Here is a 25,512-nt window from a genome sequence, read left to right as displayed (position 1 = left end):
ATAAATTTTTACGTAAGTAATTAAAAACAGTAATGATTATGATAGAAACTATTTATTATTAGCGTTTAGTTTTTTACAAAAAACTAGCGAATAACAATTTTGAGAAGTGTTTTTTGCCCTGAAAATGCTCCACTCATTGATTTCAAATAATTATTTCCCCAAATAATAATTAACCTACAAGAGATGAAAATTTTAATAGCCGAAGATGAAGAGATGATGCTTAAAACAATGGAGTTTAAGCTGAACAAGGAAGGGTTTCAAGTTGTTGCGTGTTCCAATGGTGAAGATGCCATGGGAAAAATTGTATCTGAAAACCCGGATATTATAGTAACGGATATAAATATGCCCTTTGTGAGCGGGATTGACATTGTCAAGAAGGTCAAGGTCGAATTGAAACTCAATATACCAATAATCGTTTTGTCGGCCGTTGGTTTAGAAAAAACGGTTTTAGAGGCTTTTGACCTGGGTGCCGATGATTTTATCACCAAGCCATTTAGCCCCAACGAATTAATTGTAAGAGTTAAAAGGCTTTTGCTGTCGGTATAAAAGCGGAGCTTAATAATTAAAAAACTGATACCGTTATAATGGTATAAAAGCAAAACCACCTCATGGTCTTAATTGACTATGTAGTGGTTTTTTTTATGGTTTGCGGCTCTGCCAAATAAGCACTTGGAGTCAATGTTTTGTCCCGCGAAAATGGGCGCACGAGCTCCTTAGTGGAGCAATTTCACATTTCTATTGGACATCGGTTAAAAAGATTTACATTTGCAATTCTTGAAATTAGGAGTATTTCGCTTATTTCCTCAAGTCGCAACACTCTAGATAAGTGGAGTGCCTCCATTTTTTTTATTTGCTTATAGAGCTTTCGGAATTGTTTTATTTCCGACACCATATATTTTACAAATTTTTATAAAAAAGAATGAAACAGTATTTTAATTTATTTGACTTTACTCAAAAAGTGAATTACAGGACAGAAGTTTTGGCCGGTTTGACCGTAGCGATGACTATGATTCCGGAATCACTTTCCTTTGCCATATTAGCCGGATTTCCACCGTTAATGGGTTTGTATGCCGCATTTATTATGGGGTTGGTTACCGCGATATTTGGAGGGAGGCCTGGAATGGTATCCGGAGGGGCGGGGGCAACGGTTATCGTACTGATAGCTTTAATGAAATCGAATGGATTGGAATATGTGTTCGCGGCCGTGGCTTTAGCCGGAGTACTGCAAATTTTGGTTGGCTTATTTAAGCTGGGGAAATTTATCCGATTGGTGCCGCAACCGGTAATGTATGGTTTTGTTAATGGATTGGCTATAATTATTTTTATGTCTCAACTGGAACAATTTAAGACAATAGTCAACGGTCAGTTAGTGTGGCTATCGGGTAATCCGTTGTTTATAATGTTAGGCTTGGTACTGTTAACAATTGCAATTGTTTTGTTTTTCCCAAAAATAACAAAGGCCTTTCCTGCTTCTTTAGTGGCTATTATAGTGGTCTTTGGATTGGTTTTAGGTTTGGGTATCCAAACCAAAACAGTGGCGGATATCGCCTCAATAAGTGGTGGTTTTCCCCCTTTCCATATTCCGAATATTGAATTAAGTTTTGCGACCTTAAAATTGATTTTCCCGTATGCTCTAATTATGGCGTCTGTTGGTTTAACAGAAGGATTATTGACTTTAAACCTTGTTGATGAAATAACAGGGACAAAGGGCAAGGGAAACAGGGAATGTATTGCCCAAGGTAGCGCCAATGTACTCAACGGTTTTTTCTTCGGGATGGGCGGCTGTCCTATGATAGCGCAAACTCTGGTAAACCTTTCTGCGGGCTCTCGAGCACGTTTGTCCGGAATAATTGCAGCATTGACTATTCTTGTGATTATTTTATTTGGTGCACCAATAATAGAACAATTGCCTATTGCCGCCCTAGTGGGAGTGATGGTAATGGTCGCAATTGGCACTTTTGAATGGATTAGTTTTAGGATTATCAACAAAATGCCAAAACAGGATATATTTGTTGGAATCCTCGTGGCAGTGATCACCATTTTGTTGCACAATTTAGCTTTGGCTGTTTTGATTGGAGTTATAATTTCCGCTTTAGTTTTTGCTTGGGAAAGCGCCAAACGTATTCGCGCCAAAAAATATGTCGATGAAAAAGGGGTGAAACATTATGAGATATACGGGCCCTTATTTTTTGGGTCTACCACCGCATTTGCCGAAAAATTTGACATCGCAAACGATCCAGACGAAGTAATCGTAGATTTCAGGGAGAGCAAAATTGCCGATATGAGCGCCATCGATGCCCTCAACAAGTTGACCGAACGCTATGCTAGGGTGGGCAAAAAGATTCATTTGCGCCATTTAAGCGCTGACTGTAGGCAGCTGCTCCACAATGCCGACGACGTTATAGACATAAACATAATCGAAGACCCTACTTATAAAGTGGCAGTAGATTAAATAAAAAAGGACTTGAAAAATTTCAAGTCCTTTTTTATATACTTCTAGGATGTGTGAATGTTTAAGAAGAGCTAAGTCCTTTTACTATTAGGTAGTTGTTTGGCTGTAGCAAACTTTTTCCGGACAATATTTTTTCATTGGATTTTACTTTAATTTCCAGAGGATTATTGCCGTAATTAAAATAACATGTAATGTGCTCTCCTTTATATGTCCTGACAAAAGAAATGCAATCATTCGAAAAGGACAATTGTGAGTAATTCCCATATTGGAGAACCGGTTCCGAATTGCGCAAGGCGATGAGTTTTTTATATTCTTTCAGCAGAGAATTATTTTGTGTCTCTAACATCTCCACATTTAGTTTCTTGTAGTTTGGATTCACTTTTATCCATGAAGATGAATCCGAAAATCCTGCTAAATGTTCAGTATTCCATTGCATCGGGCTTCTGGATTTGTCCCGATTGTGCCGGTTTCCGATTTTAAGCGCTTCCTCCTGCGACTTGCCATCTTTTAGCGCCAAATCGTAGTTAATTCGTCCTTGAATGTCCATCATTTCGGCAACAGAATTGGCTTCAATATTTTCCATACCAATTTCTTCCCCATAATAAATAAAAGGAATCCCTTTTGCCGTGAGCATCAACGCTGCCAAAGCTTCCGCTCTTTCTGGATTGTCTTTCGCCAAACGGTCAACAAGGCGAGGCATATCATGACTTCCGAAAAATAGGGTGGGGTAACTTTGCATGTTTTTTTCCATGCTTTGCAACTCGTCGTATATTCTTTGTGCCGAAAATTCTTTGATGCTTCCAAAGTTGAAATTAAATACGACATCCAATAAATCGGGGGATTGGTATTGTTTCAAAACTTCTATTTTATCGCTTCCAATCTCTCCCACAATAAAACGATTGTCGTACTCGTTAACAACTGATTTTATTGATTTCATAGCTGTCTTAACTCCTTTTTGATTGATATCGTTAAGATGCTCCTGTACTCCGTCTTTCATTGGGTTGTCTTTCGTGATTCCGTCCGTGGTCAGGAAATTGATTACGTCCATTCGAAAGCCATCGACACCTAAATCCAGCCAAAAGCGCAGAACGTTTTGAATTTCTGTTACGACTTTTGGGTTTCCCCAATTGAGATCGGCCATCCTTTTATCAAATTGATGGTAGTAATATTGGTTTGTCGTTTTGTCCAATTCCCAAGCGGAACCTCCAAAAAAAGATTCCCAATTGTTGGGTTGGTCTTTCCAGATATAGTAATCCCGATACGGATTGTCTTTTGATTTTTTGGACTCCTGAAACCATTTTGAATCGGTGGAAGTGTGGTTGACCACCAAATCCATGATTATTTTTATGTCCTTTTTATGGGCTTCCTTTAGGAATGTTTTAAAGTCTTCAAGCGACCCATAAGCGGAATCTACCCTATAATAATTGGAAACATCATAACCATTGTCCACTTTGGGGGATTCCAGAAAAGGAGTCAACCAGATCCCTTTTACGCCGAGACTTTGGACATAATCTAACTTTGAGATTAGTCCTTTAAAATCGCTAAAACCGTCTCCATTTGAGTCTTTGTAGCTGGGCATATAGATTTCGTAGAACACCGTTTCTTTCCACCACACTTTATCTGTGGTGTTCTTTTTTTCTTCATTGCATGAAAACAGCAGAAAAACAAGTAAAAGTAGCACCGTTGGTTTCATAGTTTCAATTTTCGTTCATAACTTTTATAATGGCGTGAATTACTATCTGCTGCACTGGGGATTAAATTTTGGATGACTTTATCTTCCAAAATCGTCTTGCAGGCGTACGATATCGTCCTCGTCGGAAGGGTTTGAGGGATCGGTATGTTGCCAAATTTCAGCTACAATTCCCCATGAATCCAAACCTATTAAGCGGTGGCGCTCCCCCTTATCCATTTGGATAAAAGTTCCCGCAGAAAGGATTTGAGTTTCGCCTTCTTCATCCGTTGTGCTGGTTTTTACCCCAACAGGTCCAACGAGTACTTTCCATATTTCCGCCCTGCGAAAATGATATTGCCAAGACAATCTTTTATTTGGGGCAACCACCAAAATTTTAGGACTCAGTTTGTTGGTGATTTGGATCTGGGACATCCCAAGATGCGGAAAAAATTTTGCTGCAAAGGCATTGGCCTGGCTTTCGTCAATCACAAAAAAACCTCCCCATGGGCGGGTTTCATCCTGTTTGATGATGGTAAAATTTTCTTTTTTTAACGCTGCAGCCACATGTTCAAAAACAGCGGCTTTATCTAAATTTGTGGATAAGTCTAGATTCATTTTTATTATTTTAGAGGGTTGAAATTTGTCATTAATAGTTGAGAAATGGGAGGGATTAACAAAATTTATCTATTCGCGTTGATAGTCAGGATCCATCTCCGGGGTTCTTAGTCCTGCGACCTCGTCGGCCATAAGGATGAAAACATTCCAACATAAGCCCCTTGTTGACGGCCACCAGGAATCGGTTGTAGTCCATTTGGTAGGAATAAATTCTTTGCTGTAAGGCCAATTTGGATTGAGATTGATTTCTGCCCAAGCCCTGTTTTCCATATACGATTTCGCTTTTTTCCAGCCATGTCTTTGGCCCACCGTATAAGCACAATATTCTGCACGCATCCAGCTTCCGCCGTTATAGTACATACCGTCTCTAGCTCCATCTGCATAGTTGGATTCCCCAAATTCCCCAAAAGGCTGATAATCGGCTGTAAGATAAGAATATCCTTTTGCATCATTTGTCAATCGGAAACAGATAGGGGCAGTGGTACCGAATTCAGGATGCGGGGAATTGGGTACTTTATTCAGCATCGGAACTTTGTCCAATTGATTGGTGACCATCTCATCCGTTAATATAGGCCTGTCGAATAGCCATAAAGAGAAAAATTCTGGTTCTAAATCCGTTAGTGACATGATATCCGGATAGTTTCTGTCGAATAAAATATGTTTTCTTTCCACATCATAGAAATTGCGGTATTCTTGTTCCGCTTTTTCAACGTAAGCATCAGATATGTCATATCCCAATTCTTTAATTGTTCTCAAAGCGATTGCAAGCATTCCTTGATTGACTGCGAGACGATTTGTTTTAGGCTGGTAGTCAATGATGTCTATCTGGCTTAAAGTAAACCGGGATTTGCAAATCCCATCTCTATCCTCGTCAAATTGTTTCAAAACATAGTCGACTGCCTTGTCAATTTTTTCCTTTGGCAGGCTAACCCCAAAACGTCTTTTGTTCATCATGGCCCAAATAAGCCATTGGATGGTCGCCTCGTTATCTTTTACCTCTATGGATCCCATATATGGTGTGATGATCGTGCCAATTCCTCCTTCAGTAGTTTGGGTATTTCCCCATTTCTCCCAAATGCTAAGGTTTAATTCTTTGTTATAGCTTGAAACGGTAGAAAAGAAAGAATCTCGATTGTACATATCGGGGGCATAGTTCATATTAGGAACGTTAAAAGGCGTAAAATCATTTACTGATGTAATCCAAGTCAACATATTGAAATTCGCATACATCATTTTCTCAATCTGAGAACCTTCAAATCCTTTGCCTTCAGCTAGACGCGTTTGCGATGAAACTACAAAATCATGATGGTTTTTCCATGACTCAACAAACATATATGTGGTTTTTATAGCATTTTCACCCATATTGAGTCTGTTGTAGGGCTGTTTCCGCGGTTCGTGTTCTACAATTTGTAGATCTTTTATTTGAAGGTTACAATGGTCGCCAGATTGCGCACCGATGAACATGGATACACTGTCTTTTTCTATGTAGGGAAGTAAAACACTGCCTTTAAACAGCGTCCATTCATTTTCTTTGGTAGGGAATCGATCGATATATTTGATTCCATCCTCTAATTCAACGGTCTTTTTTCCGTTTTTGACCCTATACAGTTTGAGCGCAAGCGGTGCAGTTCCTTTGGACATAAAAGAAATGGTATATACCTTTTGGTCCTTTAGCGGGCTGATGAATTCAATGCCGGATTGCTCGGACGAATTATAATTAAGTGTAATTATTTCGTCTTTTTTTTCAATGTTGACCGCTCCAACTTCTTGAAAAGCATCATTGATTTTTAAATTCAACTCCTTTCCCGCATCCAAATTATACATTTCGCCAAAGGTTTGTTTGATGTAATTTTGACCTTTTGCTCTTTCAGAAACAGTTGCCACTGAAACTAATGCCGGGTCTGGAAGAATTCTCATTCCTACAAAACCACCTCCGTGTCCGTTGAAACGGCGTCGCGTTGTTCTCGTATATTGGTTTTTATAGCCTGCATCCATTAGGAATCCAACGACTAGATTGTCAGGGGTTACAAATCCGGCGGAAGGGAACATTTCGTGAACTAGTCCACCAGGGAAATCATCATGTTCAAAAGTCAGGTATTTTGATGGAGTAACTGCCGGTATAGCCGTTTCTTCTAGTGAATAATATAAGGAAGGCATTCCGGATTGAAATAAATCGATACTTTTTTTAACTACATTTTTATTTACTATTTCGTAGGTGACGTTAATGGTCAGATTTAAATCCAATTCGGAGACGTAAGTATCTCTGGACATAGTTAGCTTCTTTGCGCCTCCGCTCCATTTTTCTCCTCTCCAAGCTGGAATTGAAATGTTTTCACTCAAATCTAAATTAGCCATATGTAGTGAAAATTCCTCTGTGTTTTGAAGCAGGATTTGCTTGCCGTTATAAATGTTCACATTGTATCCTCTCTCCGCATCTCCAGCTACTTTTAGCTGCAGGTTCTGACTAGAAGCTATTGCTGCGATTATGCAGAATAGTATTGTCAATAACTGGGTTCCAAATTTTTTATTTCGGTCATTCATATTAGTTGGTTGTTTTTGCCTTTACGTTATTATAGGGTGCTCGACATTTGGTTACTATAGAAAATGGACGAGTAACTTGCTGCAGTCATCGTCCATTTGTGATAGTAATTAAAGAAACGGATTGCCGCTTTCAGGAATTTTATTTTTGCTTTGAATTCTTTACAAATAGGAAACCACAATATTATTAGCGTAATATTTACCATTCTTTAAAACGATTCGGGAACCGGAAGGGATTTCAACAATTAGCCTTGAAGAAAGCCCAGGTATGTTGATTTCGCCCGCTGTGGAAACGTTTTTCAAAAGTACTTTATGTGTTATGGCATCATATAAATCTACGTTTGTCGTAGTTTTAGTCTGGTACGCCACCGTTTTTTCTTGATCAAAAGGATTGTACATTAAAAAAGTAGGGTAGGCTTCCTTACGGTAAAAATCAGTTGCTAGACAATTTAGCTTTAGAATTTCGGGAACGTTTGTTTTTTCAATAATGGCACCCGCTATACCTACGTGTCCACTGCCGTATACGCTAAATTGGGAAACATCGGGGTTGCCTTCTATCCAGTTCGGACCGTCGCCAATGGCTACGGGAGCTTCTATGTTTTCATATTTTTTAAGGTGTGATTTTTTGATCAAGCCTTCATAAGCAATCACTCCTTTGGTATATTCTTTTTGTTCCGGTATCGTTTGGTGCTCGTCGGCTATTTCATAAGGATAAAAGAATTTAATGGCATTACTGGCATTAAGCATCCATTTCCCAACGACATTTGCATACCTTGGATCATAACGAACCATAGGTACCAGTGGCCACATAGAATCATAGGTATTCATCAAAAAGGCAAAACCTCCGTGATCTACCGTGCTTCCCATTAGGCCTGAAACGTCATAGCCATTCCAGTTATCGAGTAACATTCCCCATCCAGCCCTACATTCGGGCGTGCCATTGAAAGTCCAATCCAGGACTTTCGAGTAATCGTAATTTCTGCCTTCTTCGGCATTTAAACGGGCAGCCACATAGGCGCCAAAAGGCATCAATATTTCGTAATAGCGATTGTCTTTTTGGTTTAATAAAGCTTGCAAAGAAGATTCGGCGCCCTTTAAATATTTAGGTTCTTTAAATTTTTGATACGCTGAATACAGTACATAGGCATGGCCCGCAGCAACGTCTTCTTGTTTGCAAATCCAACTGTCTTTGGGTTCCAATGTTGAGTAATCAAAAAAGGAATGGTGGTAATCCCCGGCCATAGTTGAATCGGCTTTGTAGAATTTATCAGCAACAGAACGCTGAATGTCCGAATAGTCTTTTTCATTTGGATAAAAATCGGCTACGGCATAGAACATCAAATTGGGATATACGTCATACCACCAGTCTCTGGCGTAACCGCCTCCAAGAAGTGCCACTTCGGGAGAAGTGTTGTTCATGATAATATTCCATTTGGTATCGCTGTTGTAGTAATTTTTCAACATGCCAACATAGTCTTTTCCGTTTTGGTCAGACTTGTCGATTCCCACTAAACTAGCGCCCATCACAGACCCAATGCTGGCTAATGATTCATGAAAAATTCCTTTGTGATGCTCAACACCTTGTCTTACATCTCCCATAGCAGTGTAAATCCCAAAGGTTTCCTGGTCAAAGTTCTTACGAGAGTCATCTTTCCAAATCAACGGCCAATACTTCCCAGTTTGGTTGACGTCATACACTTTCGCGTCATAGTCTTTTGCCAATTGATTAAAATCAAGTATTTTAAACGGTTTTGGAAAGTTGGGCATATCCGTTATGCGCTGTATTGATTCTTGTTTTACTGCGGGAATAGCCGCAACCGTAGATTGGGTTGTATGACAAGAGCTTAAGCTAATGCATAGTAAGAGGACTATTAAATGGATTTTTTTACGCATCTTTATTTTCTAGTTTAGATTGTTGGTCCAGTAGTTGTTTGGCGATTAGGATGGAGAGTAATTGGATTACAGCTATGATCAATAAAGCGTATCTCAACGCATCATCGGCATTTCCGAAATAGGCAATTCCTAAAAAAGTACCTGCCCCTAAAAGGCGTCCGACGTACAATCCAAATTCGTGATTCAAGATATAAGAAAATTCATTTCTGTTTTCGATAACAGACAATATATCAATGACTTTCAATTGAATTGGAAAGTAGGCAATATCAAGAATTGGCCTTGCTATCAACAATAGAAATATAAAGATAATTACTCCAGTTGAATTAAACATCAAAGTATTGAAAAAGGAGGCCAAAAAGAAAAAGATAAGCCCGATACTAAAAATAATTAACCGATGTTTAGGTGACGACAGTTTACCCAGAATCAACATGATGACCGCGGCAATAATGGCCCCTACAGATTGTGCCGTTCCCAATGCTCCCTCAGAAGCAAAAAACTTCATCATCAGCATGGCTGGAGCCGTTACGATAAATCCTTGCGCGAGACCTTTCAAGACAGCCATCTGGAGCATTTTTGTCCAAAGTTTGTGAAATTTGACATATAGAAATTTTTCATTTCTGGGCTTTTCATAATCACCAAAATGGAATACTATGGAAGCCAGAATCGTGAATATAAAAACCACTCCGGTAACCACCCTGTATCCTGAATTTACGCTTTCATTTGTAGTTGAATCACTACCGTTCATAAGGTACCACCCAATGATTATGGGTACGATTACGGCTGTTAAAGTGTAGAAAAAGGTGTCCAGTCCGTAATAGAAATTTCTTGTTTTATCGGTTGTTGTTGCCAGAACTAGATAATCCCTGTTGGCCCAGTACAAACCAAATGACATCCCCATAATCAATCCGGCAGAAATTAAACCACCATAACTGATTTCGGTCAGAGACATCATATACACCATAGAAACACCACTCAACAGCATACCGAGCGAGAATAATTTTTTGATGTTAATGGTATTGAGCAGAAACCCATTAATAAAAAAGGTGATTGGGATACCAGTGTAAATGGCTAACTGATACATCATAACTTTTGATGGATCATTGGAGTTTCGCATGATGTAGGAAGCGACAAAAATGTCAATTACGGGTAAAACAAATGCATAAATTAAATTGGTAAGTATCAAAATCTTTGTACTCTTTGAGAAATCTTTAAGTCCTATTCTTGCTAATTTTTCCATTATTGTCCTAGTGTTTTTAAAATGGTTGCTATGGAGAAAGTGGCTAAACCAACAAATTCATCCGCCGCTCCATAATACATTTGTATTTTATCTCCATCAACTATATGCCCATTTGTAAATATTACTTCGCCAAAAAAACCAGTTCTTTCGTACGTTTCAATTGGTACCATAATAGGCTCTTCCGAGCGGGCCAATACGATAGACGGGTCTTTTAAGTCTAACAATAGGGCACCCAAACAATATCTGTTTTCTTTAGTGGCTCCATGATAAATTTCCAGCCAGCCTTTATCCGTTTTTATAGGTGCTGCGCCTGCTCCTAAACGTTTGCTGTCAAATTTTCCCTCGCGAGTTTTAGCGATACATTTGTGGTTACCCCAATGCACGCCATCAGGAGATTCTGCTAACCAGATATAATTACCACCTAGTTCAGGGCTGCTTGGACGATGCAAGGCGTAGAATTTATCATTGAATTTTTCTTCAAAAATGGCGCAATCTTTATTGTGTGGACTAAAAATCATCCCCTTTTTTTCGAATGTTTTCCAGTCGGTGGTGGTTCTGAGTCCAACACCAACACCATTTGAAGAAACCATAGTGTAAGTAAGGTGATACGTATCTTCAATTTTAGACACTCGACAGTCTTCTATACCATAGGATTCATATTCGCCTTCTCCAAAAAGGGAAGAATAGGCGGGATCTTCCTTGAAATCAACGCCATTATCACTCCAAACCAATCGCAAATGAGATATGGTTGTGAGGTAGTCAACCCCATCGTATTGGATTACTCTTGAATCGGTGGCATTCAATTTTGGGTCATCAAGTTTAAAATCTAAAATTTCAACTTTTCCTGCATTATTGTATATTGGCACGGACAAAAGCCCTTCCTTCTGTACTGTCCTTTCAGCCACTCTTACAAGTAATCCTATTTTTCCATTGAATTCAAATGCCCCAGGGTTCAGTAAGCATTCTATAATCATGTTCTCCTCACTAGCCTTTAAATCTTTGGGGGACAAAATGGGATTGTTTTTATCTCGATTCGCAATATCTGTCATATGTAATTTTTTTATATTTGATAAATAAAAAATCGGAAACGGTATTTTCGCTTTGGTGTAAAAAGAGAGAAGTAGCAATTACCAATTAACTACTTCTCAAAGGTATTAACCAAAATAAATAAACGGATCTTATATATTAATATCCAGGGTTTTGTAGCAAAAGGCCTGCCGAAGCATCAATTTCTGATTGTGGTATTGGATACAACATATGCTTGTCTTGGAAGTTTTTTCCATGTGCAGTCATAACCGCTTTTGCAATTCCCCATCTTTTCAAGTCTAACATTCTTTGGTTTTCGAAACCAAGTTCTGCTCTTCTTTCAGATATCAACCAACCTTTGACAGTGGTTTTATCTGTAGAAGCGACTCTGTCCAGTAAAGTTCCAACAGGTGGAATTGTTCCTAAAGCTGTAACCGTTGTTCTCGCTCTAGCTCTTATTTGATTGATGATAGCAATTGCTCCAGAATAATCTCCAGCTTCATTAAGTGCTTCCGCTTTCCAAAGCAAGGCGTCAGCGTAGCGCATATAGACCTTATTTGTTGGAGCATCATCATTTCCTTTGTTGCCGCCATCAAGTGTCCCCAACATTTTATTTACGTTTTGATTTGCAGCATCCACGGTATATAATTTTCTAGGGTCGTTTGGTTCAAATGAATTTAGGAAATCGGTGCTCGGAGCAAAAAATCCCCAACCCAACGGAGCACAAATTCCATTTCCGTTCCTTGGATTTGCATTCGATTGATGGTCGTAAGAAAAAATGACCTCATTATCCGTGTATTCTTTTGCAGTGCTGAAATTGTCAAAATAATTGGTATTTAAGCTGTATCCCAGTGGGGCTAGCTCGTCAACTAAAGTAACTACGTCGGACCATTTTTCAGTGTACAGGGCGGCTTTTGCCTGGAGCGCAATTGCAGCTCCTTTAGACACTCTCCATTTTTCGGTAGTGGAAGAATATTTTGAATTTGGCAACAAGGCTTTTGCCGACGCTAGATCTAAATTTATGCTGTCCCAAACTAAACTTTTGTTAGCGCGTACCGCATAGTCAAAGGCTTCTTGATAGGTTTGAACTGCACCCAAAATTAATGGTACGTCCCCAAAATTAGTAACCAAAGAAAAATAATAGTATGATCTTAAGAAATAAGCTTCACCCAACAATTGGTTTTTTCTTGCTGTGCTGATTCCTGTTATGGTCTCAATGTCCGGTTTGGTTAGGAATCCAATGGCGATATTGGTTCTTTTGATTCCTTCATAATCGTATTTCCACAAACCGTTTGGTCCTCCATTGGTAGAAGTAAAGGTATAGTTATTGACGTCATCCATCCAAACCTGGTCACCGTCAGGGCTCCATTTTTTTTCCATATCATCCGAAGCGATGTCCTGCATAACATAATCATTCTGAAAGACAAGCCCTCCGTTCCAATCCCATTCTGCCAAAATGTTCAGTCTATTGGACAACAATTGATATGATGAATTAACCGAAAGCTCTACGGAACTTAGCGTAGGGGTAGTGTTCGCTTGCTCCAAGGTTGTTGCCCCTATCGGATCGGAAGTAAGCTCGTCCTGGCAACTTGTTAAAAACAGTATGCCCATTAACAGCAACGATTTTAATATATTTTTCATAACTAAATAATTTAGATGTTTAATTAAAGTTTGACTTGGATTCCCAATAGATATGCTTTTGATTGCGGATAAGTTCCTTTGTCAATCAACGAAGTAGATTCTGGATCCAATCCCGTGTAATCAGTTATTGTAAAAAGGTTTTGACCGGAAGCATAAATACGCAGGTTGTTGATACCAATTGTTTTAGCGTCAAAAGTGTATCCTATTTCAAGGTTTTTCAGTCTCAAATAAGAAGCATCCTCAACAAAGACGCTCGATACATTTCCACCACCATTATTATTAAAAGTAAGTCTTGGCGTGGTGTTCGTAGAACCTTCCCCATTCCAGCTATCCAATACCGCAGTCGTGGAATTGAAAGGACGGCTATCGTAGTTTAAAATTTGTTTCAAGTCATTGTAACGATCCACTCCATTAACCCCTTGCAATAAGAAAGAAATGTCAAAACTTTTGTAGTCTCCAGTAAAGGAAAAGCCATAGGTTAATTTTGGAATAGAACTTCCAATAATAGCCCTGTCATCGGCGTTAATTTGTCCATCTCCATTTATATCTTTAAATCGGATGTCTCCAGGTTGCGCATTATTTGAATTTGAAAACAATTGAGTGCTTACTTCGGAAGCATTTTGATAAATACCATCAAACACAAGCCCATAGTAAGAACTGATTGGCTGTCCAACTTCCGTTTTTGTATGCGTACGATCATCAATAATGTTTTTCACATAGGTTTGAAGTTTATTAACCCTATTGGTCAGAGTGGCTATATTTGCGTTTACGTTGTATTTGAATGCATGTTCGTTATTTTGCAAATTAAGCCCGAATTCGAACCCTTTGTTGCTCACTTCTCCTGCATTTACAATGGTTTGGCCAATCACACCCACAGAAACTGCCGGCAAGGTCACGCCCAATAAAATATCAGAAGTTTTCTTAACAAAGTAATCAGCGGTAAATGAAAGTTTGTTGTTGAATGTACTCAAATCCACACCAAAATTAGTTTGCGCCGTAGTTTCCCATTTTAAATCTGGATTCCCGTAGCGAATTATATTTACCACCCCGCCTGATGTAGAAACCAAGGTCTCATAAGCATTATTCGGAATTTCTTGGTTACCTGATTGTCCCCAACTTGCTCTTAATTTTAAGTTGGATATCCAGTCTGCTTTTTCCAAGAATTTTTCTTTGGAAACCATCCAACCTGCGGAAACAGAAGGGAAATATCCCCATTTGTTGTTTGGTCCAAAACGGGAGGATGCATCGGCTCTGATTGTGGCTGTGGCAAAATATTTATTGGCGTAGCCGTAAGTGCCTGATCCAAAGAAAGATTGTAGTGCCCAGTTCTCCGCAGAACCGGAACTATATGCATTCGTTGTACTACCAAAGTCCAAGTACCTGAAAGAGTTAGTGGTATTGTCGAAATTCTGTCTGCTGCCACCTATGGCTGCGGATTTACTGTTAATGTTTTCCATTCCAAGTAAAAAATCGACTCTATGGTTTTCGTTGATAGTTTTAATATAGTTCAATGTATTACTGAAAGTAAAAGTCATATTTTGCCCTCTATTTTCATCCAAATTATTGGGTCTGTTATTTCTTCCCATTCCGTAATACTGGTTTCCTGTATCACTAATATCAGCGTCCCCAAAATTTGCAGCAAAATTTTTGTTGTGGTTAAAACTAATATCAACTCCAAGGTTGCTCCTGAATTTTAAAGATTTATCTCCCAGAAAAGCATATTCGCCATAAAGATTTCCAAATGTTTGGTAGGTGTTTCGTTTGTCATCCGTAAAGTGTACGATTGCAATTGGGTTTGAGGTATACTCATAGTTTTTACTCCATCCATTGTCTGGTCCCGTATAAAAAGGTAAATCAGTGTACGGATTACTTGCTGAGTAAGTAGGGTCATTGATGTCTTTGTAAACGCTCAAAACGGGCGGACGCAATAAGGCATGACGTATAATCCCTGGAGCATCGCCGCTTGAAGACAATTTGTCTTGTTTTGCGTAGCTGATCTGAAGATTTGTTCCCACTTTAAAACGATCCGAAACATTAGCGTTGATATTCGACCTGAAATTAAAACGTTGGTATTGATCATGATCTTCCACCACAATTCCATCGATACCAAAATAACCTCCGGAAATTAAATATTGAATATCCTCTGAACCGCCACTTACCGAAGTTTGGAAGTTTTTGGAAATACCTGTCGTGAACAATTCATCTTGCCAGTTTGTATCGGCCAAGTCAGTTCTGCTTCTATCCGCTGCATATGGGCTAATTTCAGTCGCTGAATTCCCGGCCGTATTATGCCAAGCTTGATCTTTTACGGTCAGATATTGGTCAGAATTTAGCATTTTGGGAAGGTGTGTCGCCACGTGGAACCCAGTATAATATTCTGATGAAATAGTCGCTTTTCCTTGTTTCCCGCTTTTGGTGGTTATTAATACAACACCACCGGAAGATCTTGCGCCATATATTGCACCGGCAGCAGCATCTTTCAATACCGTCAACGACTTGATGTCAGATTGGTTCAGGAAAGAGATATCGCGTGTTGAAACACCGTCAACAACATACAGTACGTCATTGTTTCCAAGTGTGCCTTCTCCTCTGATACGAATTTTAATCCCGTCACCTGGGGCTCCGGTATTGGCGGCAACAAAAACCCCGGCTACTTGTCCCTGTAAGGCTTGTGCGACGTCTGGTACTTTTGTTTTTGCTAAATTATCAACATCAACAGTGGTTACAGCACTAGTAAGGGAAGATTTTTTCGATGATGAATACCCTATAAGGATTACTTCCTCCAGTTGCTGTGAATCTTGCACTAAAGAAACATTGACTGTACTCATTCCATTAACTGCAATCTCTTTTTTGAGATAACCAATGTAGCTGAAAACCAAAATAGCTTTAGGGCTTACATTATTTAACGTATATTTTCCGTCAAAATCAGTTATCGTTCCTGTATTTGTTCCTTTAACAATAACATTTACCTGTGGTATCGGACCACTATTATCAGAAACAGTACCTGTAACGGTCTGAGCATTCATTATGCTTCCTGATAGTATTGTTCCCAGTAAGAACAATTTATAGATTATACTTTTCTTCATCATAAGGAAGTGTTAAATTGATTAATAATTTGGCTAGTTGTTTTCATGGTTTTTAAATAGTTTAGTTGATTTAAATTAATTTGTTTTGAGATTTAATTAGATTTAACAATCAGTCCATAAAATTACTTATAGAGCACAGGAAATGGTGTACACTATTTCATCAAAGGTGTATACAAGTAGGTATGTAGCTTGTTTTGAGGCGTTTAAAATTTTATTAGCCCTTCGATTTGTGCTTTAGCTGGTAGTTTTTTGGGGTGAGGTCATACATCTTTTTAAACTCACGATAAAAATAGGAGCGGTTATTAAAACCCGACAGGTAGCATACCTCGGATACGGTCAAAACGTTTTTTCGCAAAAGTTCAGCGGCATGTTTTAATCTGATGGTTCGTATTAAGTCCCCGGGAGAAAAACCAAATATTTGCTTGATTTTTCGATACAATTGTGAATTACTGATGCCCAATTCTTTTTCGATGAAGAGACTTTGTAGGTTCTCGTTATCTATATTTTTACGTATTAATTCAATGACTTTTTTAATAAATTCCTTTTCCTCATTTTCTATAGGTAAAGTAGGCAGGTTTTCGACGAGATTGTCCTGCGCGAAGTGCTTCAGTATAAGTTCCTTCTCTTCCAATAATTTTTGTACTCTTATTAGCAGGTGATCCGGATGAAATGGTTTCGGGATATACGAATTGGCACCGCTTTCAATACCTTCAATCCGATGCAATACGGATTCTTTTGCGGTAAGCATAATAAAAGGAATGTGACAGGTTTGTATGTCTTTTTTTATTTTTTCGCAAAACTCGATACCATCCATCAAAGGCATCATTACGTCACTGATGATAATATCAGGGATTTCACTTTTAATGCTTTTTAAAGCTTCAATACCATTATAAGCAATACTGATTTTATACTTTTCCGCTAATAATTCATTTAAAAAGGAATGAATTTCCTTTTCGTCTTCAACAATTAATATGGTTTTTCGAAGGTCGATAACGGCATCAAGTGTTGATATTTTAGCCGGTAATGAGTCAACTTTACTTGGGATGTCCTCCAAGATACTTTTCAGATGTTGAGAGATAAAAACTTGACTAGTACCGGCATCAGTGTCAATATCTACTTCAAATTCCTTTTCAGCAAAGGCTTTCTTACCGCAAGGAATACTAATTGTAAAAGTGGTAGTTTCATTGGCAACACTGGAGACTACAATTTCACCTTTCAAAACGGTCACCAGTTTTTTTATGAACGCCAATCCTATTCCGGTTCTAAACAAATCATTGTCTGTTCCTGAATTTGTGTCTGTCAATAAAAATTTATCGAAAAGGGAATCTAGTTTTTCTTGCGGTATTCCTTTACCGGTATTGACGACTGTGATATTTAGTTTTTTGGAATCGGTTTTGTCGATTGAGATCTTAAGATCGATTTTTCCGTTTTCGGGAGTATATTTAAACGCATTCGACATTAAATTGAATATTATTTTTTCAATCTTATCCTTGTCAAACCATCCGTTTAATTTTGAAGGAATTTCAAGCGTATACTCGATATTTTTTTCCAATGCCCATTCGTCAAATAGTTCGGCAATTTGTTCAATTAAGTTTACCAGATTAAATTTTTTGACGACAACTTCCAGATAATCAAATTCTGCCTTTCTGAATTCCAGTAATTGTTGTGTTAGAAAAAGCAATCTCGAAGAATTGCGCTCAATCATTTGAATGAATTTCTGATTTTTGTCGCTAAGGTTTGTCGTTTCGGCAAGTTTTTGTATTGGCCCAACAATTAGGGTCAAAGGAGTCAAAAACTCATGGGCGATATTAGTGAAAAACGAAAGCCTGTTTTCATGCAGCTCTTCTTCCCTTTGACGAAAAAGAATGTTTTGACTTAAGGACTGGCGTTTTTTGTAATAGCTTAAAACAAATAGTATAAAAAAGAAAAACAATATCGCGTACGAAAAAAGTGCAAGGCCAGATTGCCAATAAACGGGTCTGACTCTGATGTCTATTGCATGTACAGGTTTGCTCCATACTCCATCGCTGTTTGTCCATTTTATCCACAAAGAATAATTGCCTCTTGGGACATTGGTAAACGAAATACTTCTTCGATTATTGATGGTATTCCAATCTTTATCAAAATTTTCCAGCTGATAGGCATATTGGCACTTTTCACTATTAATATAGGTTAGCGCTGACAACTCAATATCAAAAAAGTTTTGATCGTGATCCAGTACAATAGCTGGAGGCGTTTTGGAATCTGGGGAAATAACCAATCCCTGGTAATAGGGAGCTGCTTGATTTTGGCCACTGATTTTATCAATTAGTAAATCTGGAACTACTGCCGATTCCTTTATTTTTTGGGGGAGAAAGTAATTGAAACCTTTTATTCCACCCATGAAAATGAAATCCGATTTTGGATCCTGATAAAAAGCACCATCGGCAAACTCATTGTTTTGCAGCCCTTCGTTTCTCGTGTAGTTAATGAATTTGGATTCTTCAGGGATAAAATTGGACAGTCCAAAATTGGTGCTAATCCATAGATTGGACTTTTTATCGGAGACGATTCCATGAATGGTGTTATTGGGTAGGCCCTCTTTTACGGTATAGCTCTTAAATGTCGCACTACCGTCACTTTTTAGATCTTCCAGCAAATTCAAACCAAAACTGGTGCCTATCCAAAGCCTATTTTTGGCATCATTCTTTAGAGACAATATATCGTTATTGGATAGACTTTGAGAATCATCCTTTTTATTTTTGTAAGTACGGAACACGCCCGATTCTTTATCAAAAAGATTAAGTCCACCTAATCGGGTGCCTATCCAAAGTTGGTTTTGGTTCTTTGGGACAATGGAGAAAATAATGTTACTGCTTAAGGATTCTTCGTCCTCATTATCCGCAATATATTTCTTGAATTGGGATACTTTAAGTTTTGTTCCTGAGCGTTCTATTTTGCATCGAATCATGCCATAGCCATTAGTTCCAAGCCAAACAAACCCATGGTCATCTTGATAAATGGAATAAATGGATTTGAAATTGTCGCATTGTTCGTTTCCTGAAATTTCGGACCAACTTACCAGTTTCGAATTTTTTAAGTCGTAAACCGTGATTCCGTTTCCGTCTGTCCCTATAAATAGAAGCTCATTCTGTCCTTTGCATAATGAAAACACGGCATTATTAATGATGCTATTGTTTTCATTGAAATTTGCATATCTTAAAGGTTGTTCACTTTTATAAAAATCAGAAGGGAATCTAAAGAGTCCCTTTCCCTTTGTTCCCACCCAAAAAGAATTGCCTTCCAATTCTAAAAATGCCCTTATGATGCCACCATCCAGTTCGGGAATTTGAGCTTTTGAAATGAGATTAAATGACTTTTTAAGCGGAAACATCTTAAAGATTCCATCCCCATCCGTACCTGTCCAAATCACATTTTCGCTTCCTTGTATTAGGGCGGTTATCTTCTGGTTTTTCAGGTATTTCAACCAGGGTGTATTAATGACACTTCCAGTGCTATCAATAATACCGTAGCCTGATTTGCCTGAAATAACGAGTCCATCGGGAATTCGGCCTATGAAATTATCAATGTTTTTTTTCGTAAGGACTTCATCCTTTCTATGTGATAACGAATATATACGGGTATTTCCGTTCGTCGGTATAAGGCATATTTTCTGGTTAGAGATTATTTCAAATGTTCGAATATTTTTTGAAATCAACTCTGTTTTTGCAATCGCTTTTTCGGTTTTAGTCCCATTTTTAATGGACAAAGAATAAAGTTGGTCGTCTTCAAACAGGATCAATAAATCACCTTTGGAGCTGAACTCCATTTTTTTGACGGCCTTTCTCGGAAGACTCTTGGACTTTAATAATTGAAAAGAACTACCGTTATAATAACCGATTCCCCAGTCTTTAACGGCGCAAAATACTTTTTTGGATTTATCAAGCGCTATGTTGAATTCAGATTCCGATAGGGGGGGAGTATTCTTTCTGGAGAAATAGTAGCGTGTAAAACGGTCTGTTTTTTTGTCGTATTGGTTTATTCCGTGCATCGTCAAAATCCAAATTCGGCCTAAATTATCTTCATCAATTTTAAGGATTACCTGATTGCTTAAGCTATTTTCATTATTTAATTCGGGTCTGAAAATTTTGAAAGTATTTCCGTCATATCGATTTAAACCGTCCCAAGTACCAATCCAGATCAATTTTTCTGAATCTTGAAAAATAGTGTTTACCGAGCTATTGGAAAGGCCCTTGGTATTGTCCAATTGTTCCAAGGAATACTTTAATTCTAAACTTTTAGGAGGGTCTATAACCGATTTAAAAGCGGCCCTTTTCATTTCTGGTTTTGCGGCATCTTTACCGGTGGTTAAAACACTTTTACGCGGCCGTTTTTCTTCGTTGTTACAAGCAACAAAAACCATATAAATAAAACAAATAAATAAAATCTTAATTTTCAATTTAAATATGTTTTTGTTATCTATTTTTTTTAAAAAAATTACACAATTATGACTCAATTAAGCAAAAAATCAACGGATGCGAAAACGATGTAATTGTGTGACCAAATGTACATAAAATAATAGAAAGAGAATAAGATTAAAACCGAGACCTCTTTATGATTAGGTACTGATTTTCTTGGCCGGAATAATCTTTAAGCCTTGCGCAAGATTCTATTTTTTTAACAATTCAAACGCGAGACGCGCTTCTTAAGGGAGAGCAATAAAAATGGGGAAGATCAGTTGCGTTAAACGGTCTTTTGTCCATTAGAGTCGGTAGTCAACACTTCACTCATATAATCAAAAAACGGTCTTACCGATTGGTAGATTGAATTTACTTTCGCCAAAAAATCTTCTGAAAGCACTTCCTCATCGGTAAAATCATGTTTTAAATAAAATTGTTTGTGACGGATTAATTCAATAGCCGTATGGTCTTTCTGGAATCCTCTGGGCGTGGTCAGGACGGCATTGCCTTTTAGATCGCCAAAATGGGATTGAATTGCTTCTGATTGCAGTAATTGATACCATTGTGCATGATTCCCTGTAATGTCCAAACGGATTCTCTTTAGATCCTCTGGGTTGGGGGCAAAAAAGCCGCAGCCCAAATAGCTGTTGCCGGGCTTAACATTCAGATAGTACCCGCCTCTTCTTTCTTTGCCGGATCTCTTCAAACTAAAGTCGAATTTTGCGTGATAGGGCAGTTTGTCTTTGCTGAATCTCATGTCACTGTAAATCCGGTAAAGGCTTTTCTTGGCGGATCTATTCTCGAGTTGGTCGTGTTTGTTCATCTCCAAAATAAGGGTTTCGATAAAGGAATGCATGTTTTGCTGCGCTTCAAGATAAAATTGCTTGTTCATTTGAAACCAATCCCTGTTGTTATTTTCAGCAATGTCCTGAAGGAATTTTAATGTTGAACCTTTTATGGTTTCTGTTTTCATTTTACCTTAAATTTAAATGGTCTCTAGAAATCACTATTTTGAATCTAACCGTTTATACAATGGGAGCGAAGTCAAACGGGCGATAATTTCGGCACCCAAATCTCCCTCTTTGCTAAAAGGCCAAACAAATAGGGCTTTCAAGGGATGGTCTTTGCGTATTTTTTCTATCGCGTTCATGACAAGCCGTTTGGCAATTCCCTTTCGTCGGTACTCTTCGAGAACCATGGCGGAACATAAATACAACGCCTCGTAAGTCGTGTCGAGTGGGGTCAGCTCGAACAGCTCTTTTTCAGAAATTTTGTTTTCAAGAAATAGGTTCATCAATTCAACGGTGGTAGGGATGACTATAACCCATGCCACGGGACCATTCCCATCGTCATATTCGGAAACCGCCGCGGGATGGATCAGCTGCAGTCGCTCGAGAACTTGTTGATTCACGTCAAGCTGATCGGGGTCATTTTTAGAGGCAAAAACGTCTTCCGCTAATTGCATCATTCGTTCGAAGTTACTTAAAGGCATGCTTTCAAAATTAAAAACGTTTGCTATTCTTAATTGAATTTTGTCTAATCAGTTTTTTGAAAGAATGGTGTCAATTACCTTCACGATTGCATCCGTATTCATGGTGTTCGTGTCCACGGCTACGCTATTATTGCCGTATGGCTCGTATTTTTCTATGTCAGTCACTGAAAATAGGCCGACGGTTGGCGTTTTTGAGGCGCTGGCCAAATGCATCATGCCACTGTCTGCCCCTATGAAGATGTCCGTATTGGCGATAAAGGACGCGATTTGTCGAATATCCTTACTGTAAAACGAAGGCGCCTTGAAACCTATTTGCGAAACATTTTCAACCGGCAATAACTCTACAATATTATAGTTTCCGTACTCCTTTTTCAGCCTTTCATAGAATTCATTCCACCAGTCTTCCGAATAACATTTTTGGCCTGTTGCAAAAGTAAATAGGCAAATCGTTTTTTGATCTTTATTGATGAGCTTTTCTAATTCAAGTTTGGCCGCATCAATTTCTGAAGGGCTTAATTTGAGGTCTAATGGTGGAATTGTATTGTCTTTGTTGGGGATTCCACGTTTAGACAAGTAACTCCTTAGACTGTACACCGGATATTTCGCGATATGATTATGATCTGGGTATTTCAATTCAAAATCAGTTTCTTCATCCCCGAACAACTTATAATCCGACTTTGCGAACTTTGTTGAAAGTCTCCCTGATGAAGAGTTTTTGTCCACGTTAATGACAAGGTCGTAGTGTTTCTTTTTAAGGTCTAGCCAGCCTTTAGCGTAGGGCAGCAAATCGTTAAAATGTTTTTTGGGCAATTTAATGATGTGGTCGACATTCTCGTAATTTTCAAATATAATTGGGGCCACATTTCCTTTGACGAACAAATCTATTTTACAGTTTGGGAATGTGTCAGTCACTTCTTGAACAAGGGGGGTAATTAACAATTGGTTTCCCAAGCGGTGATTGGGCCTGCAGATCAAAACTGTTTTAATGGCATCCTTATCTATCATTTGCAGATTTTGATCCATTGACGAACCACTAATTTTTTTAGCCAACCCCTGCGTCAATTTCCGTCTGACTATATTTATTTTTTTTAAAATAATCATATTTGTAAAATAGTATTAATTGTTGGGGCTATTTTAGTAAAAAACAAACCCTTTAAGTATTCTCTATGTTTTGGCCAACGGCCAATTATCGTCAAGGAGTTGAATCGATGCGTTAATCGGTCCTTTTTGAATCGCAAATGTAGGCTAAAAACGAGTATTTTCGGTTGAACGAACATACAATAAAAAACGCTAATTCCACTAAATTTGCAAATTGTTTGAGAGGGTGCTTGTCATTCGGATAACTGATAAATAAATTCTTCTATTTCTGTTTGTCGCGCATTAGCAATCCTTTGTCGGTTCCTATTTTCATAAAAGCGCATTTCTCTAAAACCTTTTGTGAGCCAAAATTGTCAAATGCAACTCGTCCGTATAGTGGTCTGGTTAATTCCATTTTTAAAAACTTGTTGAGTGCAGTTGTTGCTATTCCGGTTTGCCTAAATTGTGATTGAACAATTTATTTTTGTGCTTGAACTTCATTTTTACTTTTTGCGTCTTCATACCTAGCCACTAATATTGCGAGGTACACGAATATAAATAAGTTTAAAATAGAAACTCCTCCAGAAATGTAACTTCCAAGTGAAGACAATGTTTCGTTATTTAATGTGATATCATTTCTAATAAGATAACATGGACTGATTACGGGTTATGAAGCACAAAATTGCAATAAGCACTGAACTTGAATAGAAGCACACAACTCCAAGTTTACATGTCAGCCCGCTTGATGTAAAACCCGTGTTATATGGTCGTATTTATTTTCATTTTGTTATATAGCTCTTCTATCCGCTTTTTACTTTCAATTAATTTCACCCCCGTTATTCGTGCCTTTTTGGCGTTCCATACCTTGGGAATTGACAACTTTCCTTGCGAAAGAGAATACATCCAAATTAAGTCTATAAAGTTTACAAATAGATTTAGTCTATAAAACAATGATGGATTTATAATCTCAAACCCCATTTTATGTAATGTCCGACTGTTGAAGAAATATGATGTCCCTACAATATTTACCGTTTCAGGTATGCTTTTATTCTCGATTAATTGGATTAGGTTTATTAATCCTTCTAAGTGATAAATCAAAAGCCTATTTCTCATTTCGATTCCTGACTTATACACTCTCATTACATATAGATAGTCAAAACTGCTACCGCTATGTAAATCTATTTGACGGTTGTTTGACATATAACCAAGTAGCATTGGAGAGTAATACCTATAAACACCTATAAGTTTAAAAAAGGGTGTAAATGCAAATTGTCCAACGGGAACATAAATTATGAATAGCAAGTAAAATAGCGGCTGAGAATGTCCTTTCTCACTAATAGCAATTGCTGGCAAAAAACCAAATGATAGCAACAGAATGGACTCAATCCATTGCAATGTTTTTGGTTGTTTATAGAAATCATTCATGTTCGTGTTGTCTTTTAAAATGCCGAATAACGTTCTGGTACCACAGCGGGTTTGGGACTAAATTAATATTTATTTTTCGTTTTATCACTAATTTTTCAAATGCAAGACCAACTTTAAATTAAGCCTAAAACCCAAATCTTGCCAAACAGCTGTTAGTGGTAGTTTTAGTTCGTCTGCACATTGTTAATCGGCTATTTTTCTTCGTTGGCTTTGAGTACCCTTAAAAAATTTCCGCCAAGTATTTTTGAAATGTCTTTTTTAGAATATCCTTTCTCGACCAATGCTTTTGTAATTAGTGGATATGTAGTTACATCGTCTAATTGTTGTGGTGTAAGACTAATGCCATCAAAGTCAGAACCCAATCCAACATAATCTACTCCAACCAAATTAATGATGTATTCAATGTGATCAATAAGCATAGACAGTGGTGGTCGCATAGTATTGGTTTCTGCTTCATATTTTTTACACAGATAATCCATTGCATAATATTCATGCATACCACTTTTCTGAAGTGAATCATTCTCGACTTTATACTTTTCTAAAAATGCCATTTCTTTAGCATCAAAACTGCTGTCAATAAATCCTGGATGAAAATTTACTTGAATTACACCTTTATTTTTGGCAAGGGCTTTTATCTGATCATCTTTTAAATTACGGCGATGAGGTACAAGATTGTAAACTGAACTGTGTGAAGCGATGATGGGTTTGGTTGTCAATTTAATTACATCCCAAAAAGTTTGATCACCAGCGTGGCTCACATCTATCAGCATCCCAAGTTGGTTCATTCGCTGTACTACTTGTCGTCCAAAATCAGTTAGTCCTTTGTGCGGTAGGTTTAAGTTAGTAGTTTCATCGGCGGCACTAGTTGCCCATGAAGGCGCAATGTTGTGTGTTAGAGTCAAATACCGTGCGCCACGTT

Annotated in this window: 17 protein-coding genes; 2 read left to right on the top strand and 15 right to left on the bottom strand. The window is 38.1% G+C overall.

Annotation, left to right across the window (positions count from 1 at the left end):
• The first annotated feature begins 183 nt into the window (after positions 1 to 183).
• Both VIH09_RS13565 and VIH09_RS13560 read left to right on the top strand, forming a co-directional pair.
• Positions 184 to 546 (top strand): response regulator transcription factor, encoded by a 363-nt coding sequence (locus tag VIH09_RS13565; RefSeq protein WP_331581888.1) that lies wholly within the window; start codon positions 184 to 186, stop codon positions 544 to 546.
• A gap of 373 nt (positions 547 to 919) precedes the next feature.
• Positions 920 to 2,452 carry a SulP family inorganic anion transporter gene (locus VIH09_RS13560; protein WP_331581886.1) on the top strand — a complete coding sequence of 511 codons (1,533 nt, stop codon included), beginning with the start codon at positions 920 to 922 and terminating at the stop codon, positions 2,450 to 2,452.
• A 61-nt stretch (positions 2,453 to 2,513) separates the two neighbouring features.
• Here VIH09_RS13560 and VIH09_RS13555 read toward each other — a convergent pair whose 3' ends face one another.
• The 15 genes from VIH09_RS13555 to VIH09_RS13485 all read right to left on the bottom strand — a co-directional run.
• Positions 2,514 to 4,145, bottom strand: a complete 1,632-nt coding sequence (locus tag VIH09_RS13555; RefSeq protein ID WP_331581884.1) for an alpha-glucosidase — start codon at positions 4,143 to 4,145, stop codon at positions 2,514 to 2,516.
• Between the two features lie 78 nt (positions 4,146 to 4,223).
• Positions 4,224 to 4,739 carry a phosphoheptose isomerase gene (locus VIH09_RS13550; RefSeq protein WP_331581882.1) on the bottom strand — a complete coding sequence of 172 codons (516 nt, stop codon included), beginning with the start codon at positions 4,737 to 4,739 and terminating at the stop codon, positions 4,224 to 4,226.
• Between the two features lie 69 nt (positions 4,740 to 4,808).
• Positions 4,809 to 7,280 (bottom strand): hypothetical protein, encoded by a 2,472-nt coding sequence (locus tag VIH09_RS13545; RefSeq protein ID WP_331581880.1) that lies wholly within the window; start codon positions 7,278 to 7,280, stop codon positions 4,809 to 4,811.
• A 159-nt stretch (positions 7,281 to 7,439) separates the two neighbouring features.
• Positions 7,440 to 9,170: a hypothetical protein gene (locus VIH09_RS13540; RefSeq protein ID WP_331581878.1), complete on the bottom strand. Its 1,731-nt coding sequence runs from the start codon at positions 9,168 to 9,170 to the stop codon at positions 7,440 to 7,442.
• Positions 9,163 to 10,407 (bottom strand): MFS transporter, encoded by a 1,245-nt coding sequence (locus VIH09_RS13535; RefSeq protein WP_331581877.1) that lies wholly within the window; start codon positions 10,405 to 10,407, stop codon positions 9,163 to 9,165. The genes VIH09_RS13540 and VIH09_RS13535 overlap by 8 nt, the downstream gene beginning before the upstream one ends.
• Positions 10,407 to 11,456 (bottom strand): glycoside hydrolase family 130 protein, encoded by a 1,050-nt coding sequence (locus tag VIH09_RS13530; protein ID WP_331581876.1) that lies wholly within the window; start codon positions 11,454 to 11,456, stop codon positions 10,407 to 10,409. Before VIH09_RS13530 ends, VIH09_RS13535 begins: the two co-directional genes overlap by 1 nt.
• Positions 11,457 to 11,592: 136 nt before the next feature.
• Positions 11,593 to 13,074 (bottom strand): RagB/SusD family nutrient uptake outer membrane protein, encoded by a 1,482-nt coding sequence (locus tag VIH09_RS13525; protein WP_331581874.1) that lies wholly within the window; start codon positions 13,072 to 13,074, stop codon positions 11,593 to 11,595.
• A gap of 23 nt (positions 13,075 to 13,097) precedes the next feature.
• On the bottom strand, positions 13,098 to 16,163 hold the full coding sequence (locus tag VIH09_RS13520) for a TonB-dependent receptor (RefSeq protein WP_331581872.1): 3,066 nt from the start codon (positions 16,161 to 16,163) through the stop codon (positions 13,098 to 13,100).
• Positions 16,164 to 16,374: 211 nt separating this feature from the next.
• Positions 16,375 to 20,598, bottom strand: coding sequence for a two-component regulator propeller domain-containing protein (locus VIH09_RS13515; protein ID WP_331581870.1), 4,224 nt, complete (start codon positions 20,596 to 20,598; stop codon positions 16,375 to 16,377).
• A 284-nt stretch (positions 20,599 to 20,882) separates the two neighbouring features.
• On the bottom strand, positions 20,883 to 21,572 hold the full coding sequence (locus tag VIH09_RS13510; RefSeq protein ID WP_331581868.1) for a DUF2461 domain-containing protein: 690 nt from the start codon (positions 21,570 to 21,572) through the stop codon (positions 20,883 to 20,885).
• Positions 21,573 to 21,605: 33 nt separating this feature from the next.
• Positions 21,606 to 22,091, bottom strand: coding sequence for a GNAT family N-acetyltransferase (locus VIH09_RS13505; protein WP_331581866.1), 486 nt, complete (start codon positions 22,089 to 22,091; stop codon positions 21,606 to 21,608).
• A gap of 48 nt (positions 22,092 to 22,139) precedes the next feature.
• A complete protein-coding gene (locus VIH09_RS13500) occupies positions 22,140 to 23,114 on the bottom strand; it encodes a glycosyltransferase family 9 protein (protein ID WP_331581864.1) in 975 nt (324 codons plus the stop codon).
• Positions 23,115 to 23,451: 337 nt separating this feature from the next.
• The gene (locus tag VIH09_RS13495) at positions 23,452 to 23,583 is read right to left on the bottom strand and encodes a hypothetical protein (RefSeq protein WP_331581862.1); all 132 of its coding nucleotides are present in this window, start codon (positions 23,581 to 23,583) and stop codon (positions 23,452 to 23,454) included.
• Positions 23,584 to 23,927: 344 nt separating this feature from the next.
• Positions 23,928 to 24,593 carry a hypothetical protein gene (locus tag VIH09_RS13490; RefSeq protein WP_331581860.1) on the bottom strand — a complete coding sequence of 222 codons (666 nt, stop codon included), beginning with the start codon at positions 24,591 to 24,593 and terminating at the stop codon, positions 23,928 to 23,930.
• Between the two features lie 191 nt (positions 24,594 to 24,784).
• Positions 24,785 to 25,512: dipeptidase (locus VIH09_RS13485; protein ID WP_331581858.1), on the bottom strand; the 728-nt coding region annotated here is incomplete at its 5' end.

Source organism: Flavobacterium sp., from assembly GCF_036515215.1.
GTDB lineage: Bacteria > Bacteroidota > Bacteroidia > Flavobacteriales > Flavobacteriaceae > Flavobacterium.
This window is presented reverse-complemented; position numbering and strand designations above follow the sequence as displayed.